Annotated in this window: 17 protein-coding genes; 16 read left to right on the top strand and 1 reads right to left on the bottom strand. The window is 35.0% G+C overall.

Features of this window, described 5'->3' with window-relative positions; genetic code table 11:
* Positions 1-4: 4 nt before the first annotated feature.
* Both EO244_RS00820 and EO244_RS00815 read left to right on the top strand, forming a co-directional pair.
* Entirely contained in the window at positions 5-2,332 is a 2,328-nt protein-coding gene (locus tag EO244_RS00820; RefSeq protein ID WP_129252002.1) for a glucosamine-6-phosphate isomerase, read from the top strand.
* 93 nt (positions 2,333-2,425) lie between these two features.
* Positions 2,426-3,079 carry a sugar-binding protein gene (locus EO244_RS00815; RefSeq protein ID WP_129252000.1) on the top strand — a complete coding sequence of 218 codons (654 nt, stop codon included), beginning with the start codon at positions 2,426-2,428 and terminating at the stop codon, positions 3,077-3,079.
* Between the two features lie 152 nt (positions 3,080-3,231).
* Here EO244_RS00815 and EO244_RS00810 read toward each other — a convergent pair whose 3' ends face one another.
* Positions 3,232-3,414, bottom strand: coding sequence for an MbcA/ParS/Xre antitoxin family protein (locus EO244_RS00810; protein ID WP_129251998.1), 183 nt, complete (start codon positions 3,412-3,414; stop codon positions 3,232-3,234).
* A 1,256-nt stretch (positions 3,415-4,670) separates the two neighbouring features.
* Between EO244_RS00810 and EO244_RS00805 the strand changes: the two genes are divergently transcribed.
* From EO244_RS00805 to EO244_RS00740, 14 genes are all read left to right on the top strand, one after another.
* A complete protein-coding gene (locus EO244_RS00805; RefSeq protein WP_129251996.1) occupies positions 4,671-5,216 on the top strand; it encodes a UpxY family transcription antiterminator in 546 nt (181 codons plus the stop codon).
* 299 nt (positions 5,217-5,515) lie between these two features.
* Positions 5,516-6,124 carry a DUF6266 family protein gene (locus EO244_RS00800; protein ID WP_129251994.1) on the top strand — a complete coding sequence of 203 codons (609 nt, stop codon included), beginning with the start codon at positions 5,516-5,518 and terminating at the stop codon, positions 6,122-6,124.
* Positions 6,125-6,179: 55 nt separating this feature from the next.
* The gene (locus EO244_RS00795) at positions 6,180-6,548 is read left to right on the top strand and encodes a GxxExxY protein (protein WP_164977377.1); all 369 of its coding nucleotides are present in this window, start codon (positions 6,180-6,182) and stop codon (positions 6,546-6,548) included.
* Between the two features lie 39 nt (positions 6,549-6,587).
* Positions 6,588-7,214 (top strand): acyltransferase, encoded by a 627-nt coding sequence (locus tag EO244_RS00790; protein WP_129251990.1) that lies wholly within the window; start codon positions 6,588-6,590, stop codon positions 7,212-7,214.
* A gap of 33 nt (positions 7,215-7,247) precedes the next feature.
* Complete coding sequence (locus EO244_RS00785) at positions 7,248-7,547, top strand: acyl carrier protein (protein WP_241687921.1); 300 nt, start codon at positions 7,248-7,250, stop codon at positions 7,545-7,547.
* A gap of 1 nt (position 7,548) precedes the next feature.
* The gene (asnB, locus tag EO244_RS00780; protein ID WP_129251988.1) at positions 7,549-9,510 is read left to right on the top strand and encodes an asparagine synthase (glutamine-hydrolyzing); all 1,962 of its coding nucleotides are present in this window, start codon (positions 7,549-7,551) and stop codon (positions 9,508-9,510) included.
* 1 nt (position 9,511) lies between these two features.
* A complete protein-coding gene (gene nadE, locus EO244_RS00775) occupies positions 9,512-10,489 on the top strand; it encodes an NAD(+) synthase (protein WP_129251986.1) in 978 nt (325 codons plus the stop codon).
* Positions 10,490-10,507: 18 nt separating this feature from the next.
* Positions 10,508-11,983, top strand: coding sequence for a class I adenylate-forming enzyme family protein (locus tag EO244_RS00770; RefSeq protein ID WP_129251984.1), 1,476 nt, complete (start codon positions 10,508-10,510; stop codon positions 11,981-11,983).
* Between the two features lie 47 nt (positions 11,984-12,030).
* Positions 12,031-12,813 carry a polysaccharide biosynthesis/export family protein gene (locus tag EO244_RS00765; protein WP_129251982.1) on the top strand — a complete coding sequence of 261 codons (783 nt, stop codon included), beginning with the start codon at positions 12,031-12,033 and terminating at the stop codon, positions 12,811-12,813.
* A 73-nt stretch (positions 12,814-12,886) separates the two neighbouring features.
* Positions 12,887-15,370 (top strand): exopolysaccharide transport family protein, encoded by a 2,484-nt coding sequence (locus EO244_RS00760; protein WP_129251980.1) that lies wholly within the window; start codon positions 12,887-12,889, stop codon positions 15,368-15,370.
* A 92-nt stretch (positions 15,371-15,462) separates the two neighbouring features.
* Positions 15,463-16,989, top strand: coding sequence for a lipopolysaccharide biosynthesis protein (locus EO244_RS00755; RefSeq protein WP_129251978.1), 1,527 nt, complete (start codon positions 15,463-15,465; stop codon positions 16,987-16,989).
* An 86-nt stretch (positions 16,990-17,075) separates the two neighbouring features.
* Entirely contained in the window at positions 17,076-18,251 is a 1,176-nt protein-coding gene (locus EO244_RS00750; RefSeq protein ID WP_129251976.1) for a hypothetical protein, read from the top strand.
* A 174-nt stretch (positions 18,252-18,425) separates the two neighbouring features.
* A complete protein-coding gene (locus EO244_RS00745; protein ID WP_164977376.1) occupies positions 18,426-19,415 on the top strand; it encodes a glycoside hydrolase family 88 protein in 990 nt (329 codons plus the stop codon).
* 5 nt (positions 19,416-19,420) lie between these two features.
* The gene (locus EO244_RS00740; RefSeq protein ID WP_129251972.1) at positions 19,421-20,542 is read left to right on the top strand and encodes a polysaccharide pyruvyl transferase family protein; all 1,122 of its coding nucleotides are present in this window, start codon (positions 19,421-19,423) and stop codon (positions 20,540-20,542) included.
* Positions 20,543-20,545 lie beyond the last annotated feature (3 nt).

Below are 20,545 nucleotides of genomic sequence, written 5' to 3'. Positions count from 1 at the left end.
TCAAATGAAAAATATATTCGATTCAAAAGTAGAACAGGCATTCTACGAATTGTCTGGTGTTGGGGAGATCACCACAAAAATTCCTTATGTAGAGGTTGATAATTTTCCGAAATTGGGTTTGATGACTTCACTTCGTTTTTTGGAGTGGGCTGATCAAAATCCTCAAGGAGTTATCAGTTTGCCTACGGGAAAAACACCCGAGTATTTTATTAAATATACGCAGTATCTGCTTGAGAACTGGAACAATAATAAGGGACTGGATATTCGTAGCAAATACGGTTTAGGCAATATGGTTAAGCCGGATCTTCGAGGTTTGGAATTTGTTCAGATCGATGAATTTTATCCCATCAATCCGGCTCAGCACAATAGTTTCTACAATTATGTGATGAACTATTATATCAAAGGTTTTGGTTTGGAAGAGAAGAACTCTTTATTAATCAATTCTAACGAAATTCCATTGGTGGATAATAAACACTTTCTGGAAGTTTTTCCTGATTACAATATCGATTTGTCATTGCGTTACCGCGATGCTAAGAGTGTCGTGGAAGAAATGCAACAAAAATCAATTTTCATGATTGATAATTGGTGTACCGAATACGAGCATCAAATCCGTGAAAAGGGTGGTATTGGTTTCTTCCTGGGAGGTATCGGACCTGATGGTCATATTGCTTTCAATACACGTGGTTCTGATCATTATTCTACCACACGATTAACCAAAACCAACTTTGAGACACAGGCAGTTGCAGCTGGTGATTTGGGCGGCATCGAAGTTTCGAGAAATCGTTTGGTTATTACCATCGGATTGGATACCATTACGCATAATCCGGATGCCGTTTCTATTATTTTTGCAGCGGGTGAGGCTAAGGCTGATATTGTGAAAGGATCATTGGAAAGTGCTCCGGATGCAATTTATCCGGCAACTGTATTGCAGCGTCAGAAAAATAGTCGTTTTTATTTGACTACCGGTGCGGCTTGCAAATTAACTGATAGTGTCAATCGTTATTATAAGTCAGGAGATTGGACGCATACAAAAACGGAGAAATCAATCATCGATCTTTGTAATAAGTCAAACACATACGGGCATCATTTGACGCTTGAAGATTTAAAGGCTGATCCATATACCCGTTTAATTCCCAATTTGAACGAAAACACAGTTCAGTCTGTAATCGATTCAATCAAAAAGAAATTAGAGAAGGGTATGAAACCTGATGTGAATGAGGTGATTTATCATACAGGTCCTCACCACGATGATATCATGTTGGGGATTATGCCTTACACAAATCGTCAGATGCGTTCGGCCAGTAACGAAATTCACTTTTCAGTTTTAACGTCCGGTTTTACTGCTGTAACCAATCGTTTTGTTATTGATGTATTAAAAGAATGTCAGGATTTTATCGCAAATGGTAAGATTGAGATGTTGAATTATCCTGACTTTTTTGAACTTGGTTATACTAAGAAATGGGATAAGGATGTTTATCATTTCTTGAATTCCGTGGCTGATCGTAACACGAGCGGAAAACGAAGAGGATTGTGTCATCGTCTGGTTCGTGCTATTGTTGATACCTGGAAAGTGACTGATAAAGCAAATCTGGATGTGACCATTAAAAACATTATCGACGAGCTTGAAAGTTCTTACGATGGCGGAAAAAATTCGCCTGAAGTGCAGCGAATGAAGGGAATGATTCGTGAGTTTGAAGAAGAGTTGGTTTGGGCTCATTTTGGAACACCGGTTAAGAATATTCATCATTTGCGATTGGGATTTTATAAGGGGGATGTCTTTACAGAGACGCCTGAAAAGAATCGTGATATGCTTCCTGTTCTCGAAGAATTCAGAAAGTATAAACCAACCACTATTAGTTTGGCCATGGATCCTGAGGGCTCCGGACCTGATACGCATTATAAAGTTTTGCAAGCCATCGCGGGTGCTGTGAAAGAATGGAAAGAAGAGGCCGATTTGTCGAATTTACGTATTATCGGTTATCGAAATGTATGGTTTAAATACCATCCTGCTGATGCTGATACCATTGTTCCGGTTTCGTTGAATGCGCTTGATGTGCTTGAGAATTCTTTTACCGAAGCGTATATGAGTCAAGTGAATGCATCTTTCCCAAGTTATGAATATGACGGGAAATTCAATGAGTTGACACAAAAGGTCTGGGTTAATCAATTGAAACAGATACAGATGTTGTTGGGTAAGAACTTTTTCTACGAAAACAATCATCCCTTAGTTCGTGCAACACATGGACTTGTTTATATGAAAGAAATGAATGCTGATGAGTTTGTTGCTATGGCACAAGACTTGGAAAAAGCAGTTGAAGAAAATCCGTTTTAGATCCACACTCTAAAATGGAATAGGATTGGAGGATTTTTGCCTTCAATCCTATTTTTTTACTTTTACGTGTTCATCACCTAATATCCCTTTTCAATGAAAATATATCGAGTAAAACGCCTTTCGTCTAATCAACCCATTACAGCTTGTAAGTTGAAAGATAGTATTTGGGAACAGGCCAATTTAAATACGGATTTTGGTTTTCATTGGGAAGACGAAATAGCTCCTCAAACAAGTTTCAGGGCTCTTTATGATACTGATAAATTTTACTTTAGATTCGACGTGGAAGATGCTAAAGTCTTGACTTATATTGTTGAAGATGATAAGATGGAAGTTGTAAATTCTGATCGTGTGGAGATTTTTTTCAGGCAAAACGAAGAACTAAATCCATACTATTGCCTGGAGATGGATGCTCGTGGACGCGTATTGGATTATGTGACCAGATATTATCGGGATTTTGATTACCAGTGGAGTTGGCCCGGTGTAGATAATCTTCATGTAACAGCTTCAGAAAATAAAGGTGGTTATGTGGTTGAAGGGGCCATTCGTTTATCTTCTTTGGAAGAACTGGGTTTATTGAAAGATAATAAACTGGAAGCAGGCTTATATCGCGGATATTGTATGAAATTGCCGGATCCCCAAGCTGATTTAAGATGGATTTCCTGGGTTGAACCTGATTCGAAAAAACCAGATTTTCATATACCATCTTCATTCGGAATTCTTAGGTTTGAAGATTGTGAGAAGCCTTAATTAACTAAAAATAATTTGCTTATAATATTTAAAGCCCAATCTATTGTTTTAATAGATTGGGCTTTTTAGTATACAGAGTTTTATTTAGATCCGCTTTATGAGACTTAATCTAAATTTGGATTTCATTTAAAGCAGAATATAATGTAAGAGGATTATGAAACTCTATTGGCTTCAATTTTCATTAACAAATCATAAACAATTGATAAGCCTTGAGTTGAATCCAGAAGTGAATCAGGAGTTACATCACCCAAAGCTTCATTTTCAGTTTCAATCCAATTTATAAAACGAGTTTTAGTTCCAAATATTTTAATGCCTTTTTCTAAGAGTTCTTTCATATGAATATAATTTTGGATTATTGTTTTTTTAATGGATTGTATTGCTTGCTATCAGGATAATACATATAGATTGTTGTTACTTATGCTGTCACTTTTACATTTTTTCATTTAAAAATAGTGAGTGAAATAATTATAAATTGATTTCTACTACTATATTAATAAAATTTCAGCACTTTTCCATGTTAAATTATCAGAATAATCATTAAAATAAAATCTTATTTAGGCTGATTATTTTCAATATTTTGATAAGTATTGTATTTGGATGTAATCTTGGAAGTTAGCTTGTTTAGAATATTTCTAAGTTTGGCATAATCCAAACTTGTCTTTTGATATTTATCAGTATCATTTATTGATTGTTTTTTAAAGCGTTCTCAAAGCATTAAAATAGATGCAAATTTTGCTTTTTAGACCTTAACAATATCCCATTTTAGTCGATCAGGAGAATTAGTTAGTTTGTCTTGTTAGATTTCATATTCATCAAATGGGGGTCAAATATATTCTTCAAATTTAAATAAAAGGCCATAAATTTAATACACCAAAGCTACTAGAACTCAAAATGTGATTGTGAAAAAATACCATAGAAATGGTGTTCAGATTAGCAATACGATCCTATAACCTCTTATCCCTAACGGGAACTATTATTGATTTTACTTTATTTTCAGAATTGGAGAATATGGTGGGAAGAGAAAATATGATAAACTCTAAAGTAGATTCAAGAAAAACTGTTGCTGATTGTGAGTTGGCAGGCAAATCTTATTTTACGGGTAGTTTTAAAATTAGGTTTATTAAGACTGATGCCCATTGGGTACTATTATCACCCCATCTATATTTTAATATGGTACTCTAGCTTTTAATGTTAGAGTAAATAGAGATCCTTTGTTTTTTATTCAGAGGAATCTATTGGAACACTATCTTATCGACTCTGATTAAGATAGATACTCTCTACGAAAACTCTTACGTTTTCATTTTGACACAAAAATAATTTGTTCTGTATATCCTGTAAATAAGGATTTTCGAAAGAATATTGATTGAAATACCTCTTTAGGGTATTGATGTTTATCCGAAAAGCAGAATGAAATTTATTAAGACATTTTAAAACTGATCTTCTTGATCTTGTTTATGAATGTATAAAATGATAGGCTCCATTTTGAAATACAAAATGGGACTGAAAGAGCGAAGCTGTGTTTATCTCATCTTAATTAGTAAGCCTTTTTGCTTTAAAATCTGATTAGTTCTAATATCTAAATTATAAAACATTGAAGGTACTTAAACGAAATTATAGGTGGTATGCCATATATACCCGATCCCGATCGGAAAAAAAGTTGTATAAGGAGCTTTTGGATAAAAGCATTGAAGTCTTTTTACCTCTAAAGAAGGAATTGAGAGTTTGGAGCGATCGGAAAAAATGGGTTGAAAATCCACTGTTTACGTCTTATATTTTTGTGAGAGTAAGTGAACGTGAATACTATGAGGCTATAAATTCGATCTGGGCTGTTCGCTATGTTTGTTTTGAAGGCCGTGCGGTACCTATCCCTGATTCTCAAATTGATTCGTTAAAACTTTTTTTGGAAGATACGAAGAGAGATGTGGAGTTGACGTCTCGTAGTTTGAAAAAAGGCGACCATCTTGAAATTACGATTGGTCCTTTAAAGGGAGTTCGTGGCGAACTCGTACAACTTCGTGGTCAGCATCGGATTGTTCTGCGCTTCATTAGCTTAGGTTGTTGTGTACATGCTGATATTTCAATGGATGAAGTGAAAAGATTAAAGACTCCAGCCGAGCTTACTTACAACGAAAATTGACTTGATTTTTTTTTTGTTTTAAAATAAACAGGGGTGGAACAAGACTGGATACTCTCCTGAACAAGCTTGGATAAAGCCAAGGATGATATGATGGCGATAGGGAGATCTTGAATATGCATTAGCTGATTATTCTTAGGATACCAAGTAAGAAAATGGGGTTCTGTTGATTCGTCTTTCAATCCCCTAAATCAATCTCTAAAAAAAATCTCATCTAAAATTTAACTATACACAAGCTAAGAAGAAAAGATAGATTTATGAAGTTGGAAGTTTTTTGCTTCTGACTGTTTCAAAGAAATAGGATGGCAAGTATTAAAGACAAATTATTATCCGGACTTGTAGGACCTGTGATTATTTCTAATCGCTATGGTAAAACTTACATCAGAAGCAAGCCAAGCAGGGTTAAAAATCCTCGAACGCCTGGCCAGCTAAATCAGCGTGGCAAATTTAAGGCTGCAACTCAGTTTGTCAGTCGAAACTTAGACGAGTTGATCAGACCTTATTGGAATCCTGAAGCCAAACGAAATTCAATGAGTGGGCAAAACTTATTTTGCAAACTTAACACGCATGCTTTCGATTCGGATGGTTTCCCGGATATAACTCGCTTAAAGTTAACGACTGGTAATTTGGGAGAGGTTAATAATCTTAGATTAGAGATGGCCGGAGATACCATTATTCGATTTGCCTGGGATGATAATTCACGAGATAAAAAAACAAGTGAGCAAAATCAATTTAAGTTATTCGGTATGAGTTTGGATTGGGTCGTAAAAGAAATACCCTGTGATGCTCTTCGTGAGAACGAATCATTTATTCTGGATTTTAAGAAATTTAGTTATTCCTATTTGTTTTGTTTTTTCTGGAATCCGGATCTTCAACTCGCCTCCAAAAGTGAATGGATTGATTGTAGATAAGATTAATGTAGAAGTTGATTGTAAAAACAGTATTGATTTTTAAATGATCCCTACCATGGAAAAGCGCACATATCAAGAAGAGGTTAATAAACTGATTGAAGTTGTAAATTATATTTACAAGCAATTGGGACACGGTTGTCAGGAGCATGTTTACAGTGAAGTGCTTGAGCTTGAATTAGAGCTAAGAAATATTCCTTATGCCAGAAGAACAGATTCGGCAGATATTCGGAGTGATAGCAATGAATTTATTTGTTTTGATAAGATTATTGTTGGCATAAATACGCATTCATTTTTGTCAGAGGAGCAAGAAATTTTGTTTATGAATAGTCTAAAAGATATTGACTCTCCGGTTGGTTTACTTTTCAACTTTGGATATAAAAATCTTCAGTATATCAAAGTCGGAGGTTCGTGTGTGTTTCAATAGTGTGAAAATATAGAATCAGGTCTTTAATATTAGAATAATATGAATAATCCTTTCGATACAGGATATTATACAGAGCTTGATTTAGCCGATGCAGGTTTCAAATCTCTTGGGAACAATATTAAAATTGCCAGGAATTGTACCATTATGGGGCTCAGTAATATTGCGATTGGCAACAATGTAATTATTGATGCCTACTGTACGATTTGTGCAGTGGGAGACGGTTTTCTCGAAATTGGATCTTACGTTCATATTGGCGGGTATTGTTTGCTTTCAGCCGGCGATGGAATCTTTATTAATGATTATAGTGGTTTGTCGCAAGGGGTGAAAATCTATAGCCGATCTGATGATTATACCGGGAAATACCTTACGAATCCAACAATTCCTGAAAAATACACGGGGGTTAAACGAGGTACAGTAAAGCTTGAATCTTATGTAATTATTGGTGCCGAATCTATTATTCTTCCTGATGTTACAATCGGCAAAGGTTCTTCGGTTGGCGCATTGTCCTTAGTCAGTAGAAATTTACCGGAGTGGGGAATGTATTTGGGACATCCTTTGAGAAGATTAGGAAATCGATCAAAAGACATGCTAAAACTTCAGCGTGAATTCATGAAAGAACACAAACAAATTTTTAACGGTCTTGTGAAAAAGACATTAAAATTTTAAATGAAATATACACCATATCTGTAATCGAATTAAATGAAGAATAGTATGACCAAGGATAGAAGAATACACGAAAAACTTCTGAAGTACATTATAGAAGTAACCTTTTTGGATAAGGATGTTATTAAAGATGATACGCTTTTGTTTGAAGAAGGAATTTTTGATTCTATGGGACTTTTGTTTTTGATTGATTTCATAAGAGATACCTTTCATATCGATACTAAAGACAATGAGTTGTTAGTCGAAAATTTTGCTTCAGTAAACAGCATTGCTGCATTTATTTCGAAACGAATTGGCTTCGAAGAATCGAAGAAATTGGTTATATCTGATAAATAATATGTGTGGAATAGCTGGATTTTATCCTCGTTGTAAATCCCATGATTCTGTTGATGTTTTAAAGTGTATGCTGACACGAATAAAGCATCGCGGACCAGATCAGAGTGGTATTTTACTGACTAATGATATCGGTTTAGGAAGTGTTCGCTTGAGTATCATCGATATTGATAATGGTCGGATGCCCCTATCAAATGAAGATGAAAGCTTGTGGATTGTATTTAATGGTGAGATCTACAATTATTTGGATCTCAAGAAAGATCTTCAGCAAAAGGGGCATATTTTTAAGACAACTACTGATACCGAAGTGGTTTTACATCTTTATGAGGAATATGGCGTTGAATGTTTGAATCAATTGAATGGACAGTTTGCCATCGCTATTTGGGATACTTTAAAAAAAGAGTTGTTTCTTGCCAGAGATAGGGTTGGGATTCGGCCCTTGTTTTATTATAAACTTGATGATGGGATTGTGTTTGCTTCTGAAATGAAAGCCTTATTTGAACATCCACAAATCGAAGCGCAGATTTCTTCTCAAGCTTTAAGTCAGGTATTCACTTTTTGGACAACGCTTTCGCCACTTACAATTTTTAAAGATGTTTTTGAAGTGCAGCCGGGACACTTTATTTTGGTAGATGACAAGGGGATAAAAGAAGAAAAATATTGGGAGCTCCCCCTTTGTAAATCGGATGAATACCAAGATTTGAATATTGATGAGGCGATTGATGAATTTCGTACTCTTTTTTCAGATGCTGTGAAGATAAGGTTGAAAGCTGATGTTCCTGTGGGCGCTTATTTGAGTGGGGGACTTGACTCCAGTATAACAACTTCATTTATTAAGGGCAATATTCAAAGTCAATTACAGACTTTCTCTTTGAGCTTTGAAGATAAAGAATACGATGAAGCTGATTATCAAAAGCAAGCTGTCGATTTTTTCGGAACAGAACATCGAAGTGTTCAGTGTGTGCAGAATGATATTTCACAAAAAATTGCAGATGTAATCTGGCATCTTGAATCACCTGTATTGCGAAGTGCTCCAGCACCAATGGGTATATTGTCAGGTTTAGTTAAGAAGAATGATATAAAAGTCGTTATTACCGGTGAAGGTGCTGATGAACTTTTAGGTGGGTATAATATTTTTAAAGAAGCGATCATCAGACAGTTTTGGGCGAAAGACCCTCAATCTAAAATTCGTCCTTTATTATTGAAACGCTTATATCCTTATTTGTCGCAAATGAACGGGGCAAAGGCCTTGAATCTATTTTTCTCCTACAAGTTGACAGAAACCGACTCTTTGGTTTATTCACATTTGCTCAGGTGGAAAAATACGTCGAGGATAAAACAGTATTTGTCTGATCATTTAAAGTTTGAACTTAATGATTACGATCCTGTTCCGGAACTGGAATCAAAATTAGGTGATAAATTCAAGGGTGTAGATTTATTGTCCCGGGCACAGTGGCTCGAAATCAATTTATTTATGTCTGGGTATTTGTTATCCTCTCAGGGCGATCGAATGGCTATGGCAAATTCAGTGGAAGGACGGTATCCGTTTTTGGATCATCGAATTATTGAATTTTGTATGAAACTTCCTCCCGAATTTAAATTGAAATGTCTGGATGAGAAGTTTTTATTGAAAAAGATGATGCATGGGCAATTACCCGATGCAATTATTAATCGCCCCAAGCAGGCTTACCGATCACCTTTAGTAAATTATAATGATTCTGATTATGTGAAAGATTTGTTGTCAGATAAAGCAATTGAATCTGCAGGTCTTTTTAATCCGGATAGAGTGAAAAGGCTGAGTTTGAAAATACATTCCGGACAGAATATTTCAGAAGTTGACAAGATGGCTTTTATGGGAATTCTATCAACTCAAATCTTAAATGATTTGTTTGTGAACAAGCATAAAAAGACTTTAAATAAATCTGAATTAATTGATTGTAAATTAACGCTGTTGAATTTAGTCTAGCATGGAAACAACAAGCAAAGCTTTCTCAAAAGAGATTTTAAATATCGAAAATATCGAGTTGGTATGTGATGAAATTTGTCACAAACTTAGGGGAAATATTAAGAATCAGTTGAGACGAAGAGGTGCTGTAGTAGGCATAAGCGGAGGTATTGATTCTTCGGTTGTACTTGCTTTGGCATGTCGCGCATTAGGGCAGGAAAATGTGATCGGCATTTTAATGCCGGAGAGAGATTCGAGTCCTGAAAGTTTAACATTAGCACAAGCTTTAGCCAATAAGTTTGGCGTCAGGACAGTTGTTGAAAATATTACTGCAACGCTTGAAGGTTTCGGGTGTTATAAGCGAAGAGATGAGGCGATTGCAAGAGTGTTTCCTGAATTTAATCCATTAACAGATAAAGCCAAGATTGAAATCAAGCAGAATATTGGGCAGAATCTTCCTTCATTATTTTCATTGACGATTATTACATCTGCGGGGGAGATATTGAGCAAGCTTTTGCCGGTTAATGAATATTTGCAGATTGTAGCTGCAACAAATTTTAAGCAGCGCAGTAGAATGGCAATGCTGTATTATCATGCAGAAAGTCTTCATTACGCTGTTGTTGGAACACCCAATAAGCATGAGGTTGAGCAAGGTTTTTTTGTGAAGTTTGGTGATGGGGGGGCTGATCTCATGCCTATAGGGCATCTTTATAAAACTCAGGTTTATCAATTGGCTGAATACCTGGGTATTCCTCAAGAGATAATCGATCGTACGCCAACTACTGATACCTATAGTGCCGAACAGACTCAAGAGGAATTTTTCTACCAAATGCCTTTTAAAGAAATGGACCTGATTTGGTATGCCTGGGAGAATCAATATCGTGAAGAGGAAATTGCTAAAGTGCTTCAAAAGTCAGTAGACGAAATTCATAATATCTTTAAGAATTTTGAAAGAAAACAACACACAACCAGCTATTTGAGAGCTGCGCCTATTTTTTGAGCTTATAAATCCGATTGTATGAATGCATTTGATTATTTGTTTGATGAATCAAAAAATCTGACTTGCGATTTTTTATTGGGAGAGAGTCGGGACGCATCCTTTATACAGATTTATCAGCATAGTCTTGCGTTTGCTTTTCATCTAAAAAATAACATTAGCGAAAATCGAAATATCATACTGATCTCTGAGAATTCATTATTCTCAATCATTGCTTATTTGGCAATTTTAAAATCGGGTAATGTGTGTGTGCCTTTGGATCCGTCAATCGAGAATTCAAATTTATCTTATATTGTTAAGACGACCGATGCAGCTTGCATAATCGATTTCAGAATGAAGAAATCTGCACCGGAAAATTCAAGAGCTGTTTGTTTTAATGAGGTCGATTTTGAAGAGATTATATCTCAAAAGGTAATTGACTCAAAGCTTAACGAAAAGAAGTTTGATGACAACCGTTTAGCCTTGATTCTTTACACATCCGGTTCAACGGGAATCCCTAAGGGAGTCATGTTAAGTCATCGGAACATTATAGCCAATACGCATTCCATAATTGATTATTTGGAATTGAGAACCACTGATATTATGGGTGTTGTGCTGCCGTTTTATTACTGCTATGGTTTATCGCTTTTGCATACCCATCTGAAAGTTGGGGCGGCATTGGTCTTGATCAATAATTTCATTTTTATTGGTTCGTTTATTGAGAAGTTGAAAAAATATAAGTGTACCGGTTTTGCAGGCGTACCAAGTCATTTTCAGATTTTGCTGAAGAAATCGAAAAGCTTTTTATCCTCAGACTTTCCGGATCTGAGGTATGTGACTCAAGCAGGAGGCAAGTTGCATAATGTTTTTATCGAAACCTTTATTCAGGTGTTTCCTCAGATTGCATTTTATGTGATGTATGGTCAGACTGAGGCAACAGCACGTCTATCGTTTTTACCACCGGAGCTACTCACTGAAAAGATGGGATCGATAGGCAAAGCAATTGCGGGTGTTGAGCTTAGAATTATTGATTCAGATGGAAATATTTTAAAAACAGGAGAATTGGGAGAGATTGTTGCTAAAGGCGACAACATTATGCAAGGCTATTATAAAGATTTGGCTGGGACAGAAGAGGTGCTAAAAAAGGGGTGGTTGCATACTGGCGATATCGGATCAGTTGATGATGATGGTTACATTTTTCTGGATAGTCGTAAAAAAGAAATTATCAAGCTCGGAGGAAAAAGGGTAAGTCCTAAGGAAATTGAGTCGGTTATATTATCAGTTACAGAGGTTGTTGATTGCACAATTGAAGGCGTATTTGATGAATTATTGGGAGAGAGTCTTAAAGCCCATATCGTTTTGAATGGTGAAACAGAAATCGAGCAAGTAAAATCCAAAATATTAAGAACCTGTAGTCAGAATTTGGCTACTTATAAAATACCACAATTCATGTCTTTTGCGAGGCATATGCATGTGAATGCTTCTGGTAAAAAAGTGAAAAACATCCATGCAGTTTAAATGTTGAAGATTAGTTAATTCGAATTTGTAAATCAATACTTCATATTATGAAATTTAATAGGCTTATCATTTTTCTGTTGTTGTCAGCCATGTTTGTTTCGTGCATTCCTCAGAAAAGAACCATTTACATGCGCGATGTGAGTGGAAAGAAAAGTTATATCAACCTTTATACTAAAGCGGTTGAAGTTACTGAAGCTTATACGATTCAGCCAAGAGATTATATTTACATTAGAGTTTTAACACCTGATGAGGCTGTGGCTAGTCTGTACAATTTGGATGCCGGTCAAATGAATATGAATACCATGGGAGACCCTAGTTCTTTAAAGTTCCAAAGCTATCAGGTGAGTGATGAGGGTGATATTGATTTTCCCTACGTTGGACAGATTAAAGTGGTTGATTTAACATTAAAGGAGGTTAAAGTTAAAATGCAGGATATCCTTAAAAAGCATATTGACACTTTCACACTTCAGGTTCAATTGACGAATACGCAGTTTACAATTTTGGGAGAAGTGCATTCGCCAGGACAGTATAATATGAATAAGGATCAATTAACCATTTTTGAAGCGATTTCTTTAGCCGGAGATTTAACTATTTACGGTAAACGAAAGCGTGTTCGAATTGTACGTCCCACAACAGAAGGGACTAAAACGATAAATGTTGATTTGACGGATTTGAATCTGGTGGATAGTCAGAATTATTACATCCAGCCTAATGATTTGATTTATGTAGAACCTATAAAAGCTAAAATGTTTGGTTTTGGAGAAACCTTCTCTTTGGGTTTAGTAACCAGTATTATCAGTTTCTTTTTATTGGCCAATTCTCTTAAGTAAACTCGAACCGTATTGTTTTTTCTTAGGGAGTCATTTTTGTGTTCCATTTAGAATTTCTATTTAAACAAAGATCATGTATCATTCAAATAATCATAATAGATCAATCGCTGATGACGTATTCAGTCTTAGGAATGTTTCAAAGACAGAAAAGCCAAACATTAAGAAGTGGATTTATCTTTTTTTGAATAAGTGGATGTGGTTTGTGTGCTTCATCTTTATTGGGCTTTTGACAGCTTTCTTAATAAATAAATATACGACACCTGTATATAAAATCAATTCAACAGTTCTGATTAAGAGTGAGTCTAAGGGGCAATTGTCAGACGAAATGGCAATGATGAGTGGATTTTCGACTCCGGATATGCAAAATTTTGAAAATCAGGTTATTTTGTTGAAAACTGAATCTCAGATATTGCAAACACTGGAGCAGTTGGATTTTAATGTGAGTTATTTTTCCAGAAAAAATATTGATATAGAGGAATATAGCGCAGATAATATTTTTGATGCAATCAATGCTTTTTTATTTTCAACGGGGCAGCATGGGACTCATGAATTTTATTTAGACAAACCGTTTAAAGTTATTTTAGATCCGACTCAACCTCAGCTTATTGATGTGGAATTTCATATTAAAAAAGGAGAAGATGGGCAATTAAGATTGGTTGCCAAAGGTGAGGATCTGGTTGTTCATAGTTTTTTAAAGGATGAAGATGTTGATGAAGTCAATGATTTTAATTTGGATGAAAAGCTTGAATTAGGAAAAGTGATTGTGGGGAAGAATTTTGGTTTTTCAATTGAAAGTTTGTGGCCAGATTTTCTACAGTTAGTCGATGAGAATGATTTTTTCTTCGTCATTCGTGATAATAAACGAATGATTGAGGATTTCAAAGAGATTGATGTCTCATATGCAGCAAAAGGGGCATCAATTGCCAATATGTCAACTACAGGAACCTGCCTTGAAAAATCCATAGCTTTTCTAAATAAATTAATGGAAGTCTGGATACAGGATGGTTTGGATCAAAAGAATCTGATAGCGAACAATACAATCTCATTCATTGATCAGCAACTCTATGGTTTAGGTGATACTTTGGGACGAGTGGGTGCTAAGCTTCAACGTTTCAGAACTTCCAATAAGGTTGTGATGCCAACTGTTCAGGTCGAAGCGGCATATACGAGATTACAAGAAATTGATGCTGAGTTGTTGAAATTAGAAATGCAGGCATCCTATTTCAAACGTCTCAAAGGTTATTTAAATAAGAGAGAGGATTATAATAATTTAATTTCACCAGCATCAGTGGGATTGGAACAGACTGTTTTAAGTGAATATATAACTCAGTTGGCAACAGTTCGTTCAGCATTATTTCAGTATAAAGGGAAAGAGAAGTTGAATAACCCGTATTTGGAAAAATTGGAGAGGCAAGAGGCAACTCTTTTAGCTACTTTGTATGAAAATATCAATTCGCAACAAGAATATATTAGTCATCAGCAATCGGTTTTAAATAAACAAAAGACCAGTATTTCGAGAGAACAGAATTTGCTTCCAGGTAAGGAGCAACAATTTATGAATATCAAACGAAACTTTGATCTGACGAATAATCTTTATACAATGTTATTGGAAAAACGCGTTGAAGCTCAAATTCAAAAGGCGTCTAACCTGCCGGATAACGAGATTATTGAAAGGGCTTATTTTAAGGAGATAATCGAGCCTAAAACAGTTCTTATTTTTCAATTGGGAACTTTATTTGGGGTATTGCTACCAGCCTTATTCATCTTTTTAAAAGAATTTTTTAATAATAAAATTCAAACTAAAGAGGACATTGAAGAGATAACTTCTGTACCTATCATTGGCAATATCGCTCTTAGTAAGAAAGATGCAGGAGTGTTAACACAAATGTATCCACGCGATCCAATAACCGAAGCTTTTAGAGCCATGCGTACGCGTATGGATTATTTTAAAAATGGAAGTGATAAACAGACCATACTTGTCACTTCATCGACTGCCGGAGAGGGGAAATCGTTTTGTGCAGTTAACATCGCGGGAATTCTTGCACTTGCAGGAAGAAAAACGATTTTACTTGGCTTTGATCTTAGAAAACCCCAACTGGGAGAATACTTGAATATGTCGGATGAATCGGGAATAACCTCCTATTTAATAGGAACCAATAATCTAGATGAAGTGATTCATCCTACGGAATATAAAAATTTAGATTGTATTGTTTCAGGCCCTCTGCCACCTAATCCTGCTGAATTGATTGATTCAAAGCAAACACGGATTTTGTTTGAGGAGTTGGAAAAACGCTATGATTGTATCGTAATCGATACAAGTCCTGTTGGGATTGTAACTGATGCTTTGCTATTAAGTCCTTACGCCAACACAACAATTTTTGTTGTTCGTCACCAGTTTACTCATAAATCATTCTTAGAACATAATATGAAATTGTTGGGAGAAGCTAAAATCAACAATCTTGGACTTGTTTTAAATGGGATTAAAACGGCAAGGTACGGTTATGGTTACAGTTATGTTTATGGCTATAGTTTAAATAAAGAATATATCAATAGTTGAAAGTGAATATTTAAAACGATTTTCTTTATGATAGTTAACGTGCTAATTATAAGGATATAAATTTAATCACCTATGAAATATTACATTCCATAATGAGTCAGTTAAAGAAAGGTGCTTTACTTTCATATTTATCAATAATTCTAACCAATATCGTTGGTTTAGTACTAACCCCGTTTATAATCCATAAGTTAGGTGATGCAGAATATGGTTTATATACGCTTATTGGAGCATTTGTTGGTTACATCAGTGTTTTAGATTTTGGTCTGAATAATGCGATCATTCGTTTTGTTGCTAAATATCAGGCAGAAGGGGATAAAAAAGGCGAACAAAATTTTCTGGCCATAAGCATGTGGATCTATGGTGCAATTTCTCTTTTAGTTGTTTTATTGGGCGTTGCATTATATTTCTCTTTAGATGTCATGTTTGGCGATTCGCTAACAGATAGTGAGATTGGTAAGGCCAAGATCATGTTTATTTTGTTGGTATTCAATATGGCAATTACTTTGCCCGGAGGTGCATTCTCTGCAATTTGTTCTGCTTATGAGCATTTTGTGTTCCCCCGAATGGTAAACATCTTGCGTTATTTAGTTCGTTCATTACTTGTTGTCGGACTATTATTATTAGGTGGTGATGCCATTGGTCTTGTTGTCTTGGACACCCTAATGAATTTGATGGTTATACTATTTAATAGCTATTATGTTCTCAAAAAATTAAGGGTGACTTTCAAACTTCACAAGTTTGAAATGGGATTTGTGAAACAAATATTCTCATACTCAATTTGGATATTTGTTTTTGCAATCGTACAACAATTTCAATTGCGAGGCGGACAGGTTATTATAGGTATTAAATTAGATTCTGTATCTGTGGCTATTTATGCAGTCGGTATATTACTGGGGAATTATTACAGCAGTTTTTCAGGCGCAATATCCTCCGTTTTTTTACCTCGTGCAACTCAAATGATGGTTGCCAATGCATCAGGAGCCGAGTTAACTTCAATGATGGTCAGGATAGGACGTTTATCACTAATCGTACTATTGGCAATACTAGGCGCTTTTATACTTTTCGGCCAACAGTTTATCCTGTTATGGGTAGGCAGCACCTATCATATTGCCTGGAAAATTGGATTGGTTATTATGCTTGCGTATACAATACCTCTGGCTCAAAACTTTGCCAATTCGTTGCTTGAGGCAAATAATAAATTTTATTTCAAAGCTCTTGTTTACCTTTTATTTATTACGCTGGGAACAATCCTCGGTTGGTTTTTAATAGACTCATTAGGAATATTAGGTGTTACTTATGGTATTGTTTTAGGGTGGTTAATTGCCCTTGTTGTGGTTAATGTTTATTACAGTAGAAAATTGAAGTTAAATATACTGACATTCTTTAAGGGACTTCTAAAAAGGATATTACCAACATTTTTAATTATTCTGATAATTGGTTCTTTTATTAGAGAATTGCCCGGAACAGGTTGGTTAAATTTTGGAATTAAAAACATTTTATTCCTGGCCATTTATGCTTTGTTTATGTATCTGTTTGCAATAAATAGTTCAGAAAAGACCATTATTATAGATCTTTTGAAAGATTTAGTTTTGAAGTTTAAGTGGCAGGTTAAGAGTTGAGTACAGAGAGTTGTTTCTCTGGTTTATGTGAGAGTTTGAACTGTTGTTTTTAGTCGAGTCAAATTATTATCTTAATCTTATTTGTTATGATTAAAGTGGGCGGGGTTTATAAAAGTATTGATGGGGAAAAAATTAAGATTGCCTGTGATTTTTATTCTGATGGTAATAAACAAACATTATGGTTTGAAACTGCTTCAGAATTTGAAGATTATATTTCGATCGAAACTTGTAACCCATTTTTTATAATCCTATTTCTTATTGCATTTCATAATCAGGTGGATATCGAATTCGAAACACCTGTATCCAAGCGATTGTATTATGGACTTACAAAATATTTGCAGGAAATTAATCTTTTGGATCAGGATAAATTAAAAAGAATAAATGTAAAATGTGAACTTGTAACAACTCGGTATGAGAGTAATGGGATTGCAACCGCCATGTCATTGGGTGTTGATTCGTTCTATTCTTTACTTGAGAAAAATAATTCATTTGACGAGATTACCCATTTAGCGCTTTTTAATGCAGGAGCTTTTGGTCAGTACGAAGGCGAAATAAGCCGGCGATATTTTAATGTCATGAAGAATATTGTTCAGGATTTATCTGATGAACTGTCTTTGCCATTATTATGGGTTGATACGAATTTTAATGAAATTCTGAATATCCCCTTTGGGGTAACCTGTATTTATAGAAACATTGCTTGTGCTTTACTGTTTGAGAAGAAGATTGGCGTTTATTACTATTCTAATGCTGTTCCATTCCAGGATATGCAGGTTTTTTGTGATAGCCCCGAAGATCAGGAGCTTGTTCTCTCATATGGATTATCTACCGAATCACTGGAAGTTAGAATGTCCGGATTGTTTAAAAATAGAGTTGAGAAAACCAACGCAATAACAGATTTTGATATCACAAAGAAATATTTAAATGTCTGCATCGTAACATCAGAATATGAAAATGTAAATGAGACAGGTGGCACAATTGAGAATTGTTCAAAATGTTTTAAATGCAGAAGGACTATGGTCACTCTGGATATACTTGGCGAGTTATCCAATTACAAAAATGTATTCGATCTGAACCATTATAATAAAAATAGAAACAGGTATTTAGCCGAAACATTATACCACTTTTACAGATCAAGAGAAGTGTTTTCAGCAGAGATAATGAGCTTAATACGCGAGAAAAAATTTACAATCCCTCTTAAGGTGTATTATTATTTATTCATTCGGGGATTGCAGCCTGTTTTGAAATTTGCAAAGTTGAAATAGCTCATGCTTTATATTCTTATACTCTTAGTTATAATCTTGTTTACCCTTAATGTATTTCCCCTCTTAAAAAGGAAATATAAGAAGGAGAGCATTCTCAAATTTCAAGAGCTTAAACAGATTAAAGACATAGTCATCAGAGCATCGAAGAGTATGTTGTCTTCAAATAAAGTGCAGATGTCTTTTAATGATGAAGAGAATTTATATGTTTTATTGGCAGGTTTGAAGACTAAAATCCTAAATAGAGGAAATACCTATCAGTACTTTAATTTTCCAAGAGCCTGGTTAATGATTGGTTTGCTCGATGAATATGAAAAATCAGGTGAAGCAAATATATTAGCTAATGTAGAGCAACAGAGCGAAAAACTGATTGATAAAGATGGACGCTTACTTTTTAAATTTAATAAGATTGACCAGTCACTCTTTGGGGTGGTTTTCCTGAGGCTGTTTAAAATTACAGGTCATTCTAAATATTTGAATGCTACCAATGAAATCTATCAACTGATTTGTTCTGATTTTCTACTTGAGACCAAACAATTGGTTCTTTACAGAAAAGAGTCGAAGGTTTGTTTTGTAGATACTTTGGGAATGGTTTGCCCCTTTTTGTACGAATACAGTGAGCTTGGAAAGTGTCCTGAGGCGTCAGAATTGGCTGATAAGCAACTTGATTTTTATATTGATAATGCTTTTGAAAATGAAACACATCTACCATTTCATGCCTATGATTTAGAAAGTGGATTAAAAATAGGACCTGTGAATTGGTCTCGGGGTTTAGGCTGGTTTTTAATAGGTCTTTCTTATGCTATAAAATACTCAAATCAGAAAGATAAGAGCCAAAATAAAACTTTTGAACAACTATACGATACGATTAATAATAAACTGGAAAGCTTAAAAGTAAAGGGATTGTTCTGGCCTCAGTTTTTTGGGCATACCAATGATAATTCAATTGACACATCTGCGACGCTAATGTTTTATTATTCCAGAATGATAGCTTCCCGCAAGGTGGATTTCAAAGAATTTAATGTTTTGCTCCAGGGCTCGATCAATAAAAAAGGATACGTTTTTAATAGCACAGGCGATACCATATATATTAATAAATATTCAAGACAAAAAGGTTATTCTGAAATAACTCAGGGCCTTTTGGTATCGATTCTTTCAAATATTTGATTGTTATGAAAATAGGAACTCTAACGCTGCCACTTTGGTACAATTACGGAGGAATTATACAGGCTTATGTTTTACAGCGAATATTAGCTGAACTAGGGCATGAAGCCAGTTTGATCGATTTTCATCATCCTATTCCATCTTCGTTTCAATTGTTTCGGAATAAACTGGTAAGAGGTGTTAAGAAGTATCTTTTTCAAAATGGCAATACAGTTATTTACCCCGATTATTATCAAAGACAAATTATTTCGAAGCATACATTAGAGTTTATCAATAAGGAAATACAACCCATTACCGAAAAAGTTTACTCTTACGATGAGTTAAAAAAAATAGAGGCTGATTTTGAAGCTTTTATTGTAGGAAGCGATCAGGTTTGGAGACCCAATTACACACCTAATATTGAGAACTATTTTTTAGATTTTACTGATAAAATAAAAATCGCTTATGCTGCGTCTTTGGGTACTGATGTTTGGCAATATTCCGAAGCTCAACATGAAATTTGTAAATCGTTAATTCAGAAATTTAGAGCGGTATCGGTCAGAGAAAAATCAGCTTTATCCATTTGTAAAGACAAATTTGCAACCGAAGCCATACAGGTTTTGGATCCGACGATGCTCTTAACGAAACACGATTATCTCGAATTGTGCAGCAAGTATGATACACCTCCAAATACAGGTAATCTTTTTACTTATATATTGGATGAATCTGATCGAAACAAAACGATTATTGATCAGGTATCTGAGGTTTTGAATTTGCAAGCTTTCAGAGTGATGCCCAAGCCTTTTGACGATCAATTTCAGAAAGATGATGCTGCTTATGTGTTTCCACCTTTAACTCAATGGTTGAAGGCTTTTGATGATGCTGAATTCATTGTCGCTGACTCGTTTCATGGTTGTGTGTTTGCAATAATTTTTAACAAACCATTTATAGCCATTGGCAATAAAGAAAGGGGATTGACCAGGTTTCAGTCCTTATTCGAAATGTTTCATTTAGCAGATAGATTGATTTTATCGCCCGATGATCTTACTGAAGATTTGATAAATGCACCCATCGACTGGTTGTCGGTAAATGCCATTTTGGATGCTAATAAAAACAGTTCATTAGAATTTTTAAAGACCAATCTCGAATAGATT

The sequence above is a fragment of the Ancylomarina salipaludis genome (assembly GCF_004122035.1).
GTDB classification, from domain to species: domain Bacteria; phylum Bacteroidota; class Bacteroidia; order Bacteroidales; family Marinifilaceae; genus Ancylomarina; species Ancylomarina salipaludis.
This window is presented reverse-complemented; position numbering and strand designations above follow the sequence as displayed.

Excerpts from the sequence above, each read along its gene's own strand:
- EO244_RS00820 (WP_129252002.1), top strand. The coding sequence starts at position 5 with ATGAAAAATATATTCGATTCAAAAGTAGAACAGGCATTCTACGAATTG.
- EO244_RS00815 (WP_129252000.1), top strand. The coding sequence starts at position 2,426 with ATGAAAATATATCGAGTAAAACGCCTTTCGTCTAATCAACCCATTACA.
- EO244_RS00810 (WP_129251998.1), bottom strand. The coding sequence starts at position 3,414 with ATGAAAGAACTCTTAGAAAAAGGCATTAAAATATTTGGAACTAAAACT.
- EO244_RS00800 (WP_129251994.1), top strand. The coding sequence starts at position 5,516 with ATGGCAAGTATTAAAGACAAATTATTATCCGGACTTGTAGGACCTGTG.
- EO244_RS00795 (WP_164977377.1), top strand. The coding sequence starts at position 6,180 with ATGGAAAAGCGCACATATCAAGAAGAGGTTAATAAACTGATTGAAGTT.
- EO244_RS00790 (WP_129251990.1), top strand. The coding sequence starts at position 6,588 with ATGAATAATCCTTTCGATACAGGATATTATACAGAGCTTGATTTAGCC.
- EO244_RS00785 (WP_241687921.1), top strand. The coding sequence starts at position 7,248 with ATGAAGAATAGTATGACCAAGGATAGAAGAATACACGAAAAACTTCTG.
- asnB (WP_129251988.1), top strand. The coding sequence starts at position 7,549 with ATGTGTGGAATAGCTGGATTTTATCCTCGTTGTAAATCCCATGATTCT.
- nadE (WP_129251986.1), top strand. The coding sequence starts at position 9,512 with ATGGAAACAACAAGCAAAGCTTTCTCAAAAGAGATTTTAAATATCGAA.
- EO244_RS00770 (WP_129251984.1), top strand. The coding sequence starts at position 10,508 with ATGAATGCATTTGATTATTTGTTTGATGAATCAAAAAATCTGACTTGC.
- EO244_RS00765 (WP_129251982.1), top strand. The coding sequence starts at position 12,031 with ATGAAATTTAATAGGCTTATCATTTTTCTGTTGTTGTCAGCCATGTTT.
- EO244_RS00760 (WP_129251980.1), top strand. The coding sequence starts at position 12,887 with ATGTATCATTCAAATAATCATAATAGATCAATCGCTGATGACGTATTC.
- EO244_RS00755 (WP_129251978.1), top strand. The coding sequence starts at position 15,463 with ATGAGTCAGTTAAAGAAAGGTGCTTTACTTTCATATTTATCAATAATT.
- EO244_RS00750 (WP_129251976.1), top strand. The coding sequence starts at position 17,076 with ATGATTAAAGTGGGCGGGGTTTATAAAAGTATTGATGGGGAAAAAATT.
- EO244_RS00745 (WP_164977376.1), top strand. The coding sequence starts at position 18,426 with ATGTCTTTTAATGATGAAGAGAATTTATATGTTTTATTGGCAGGTTTG.
- EO244_RS00740 (WP_129251972.1), top strand. The coding sequence starts at position 19,421 with ATGAAAATAGGAACTCTAACGCTGCCACTTTGGTACAATTACGGAGGA.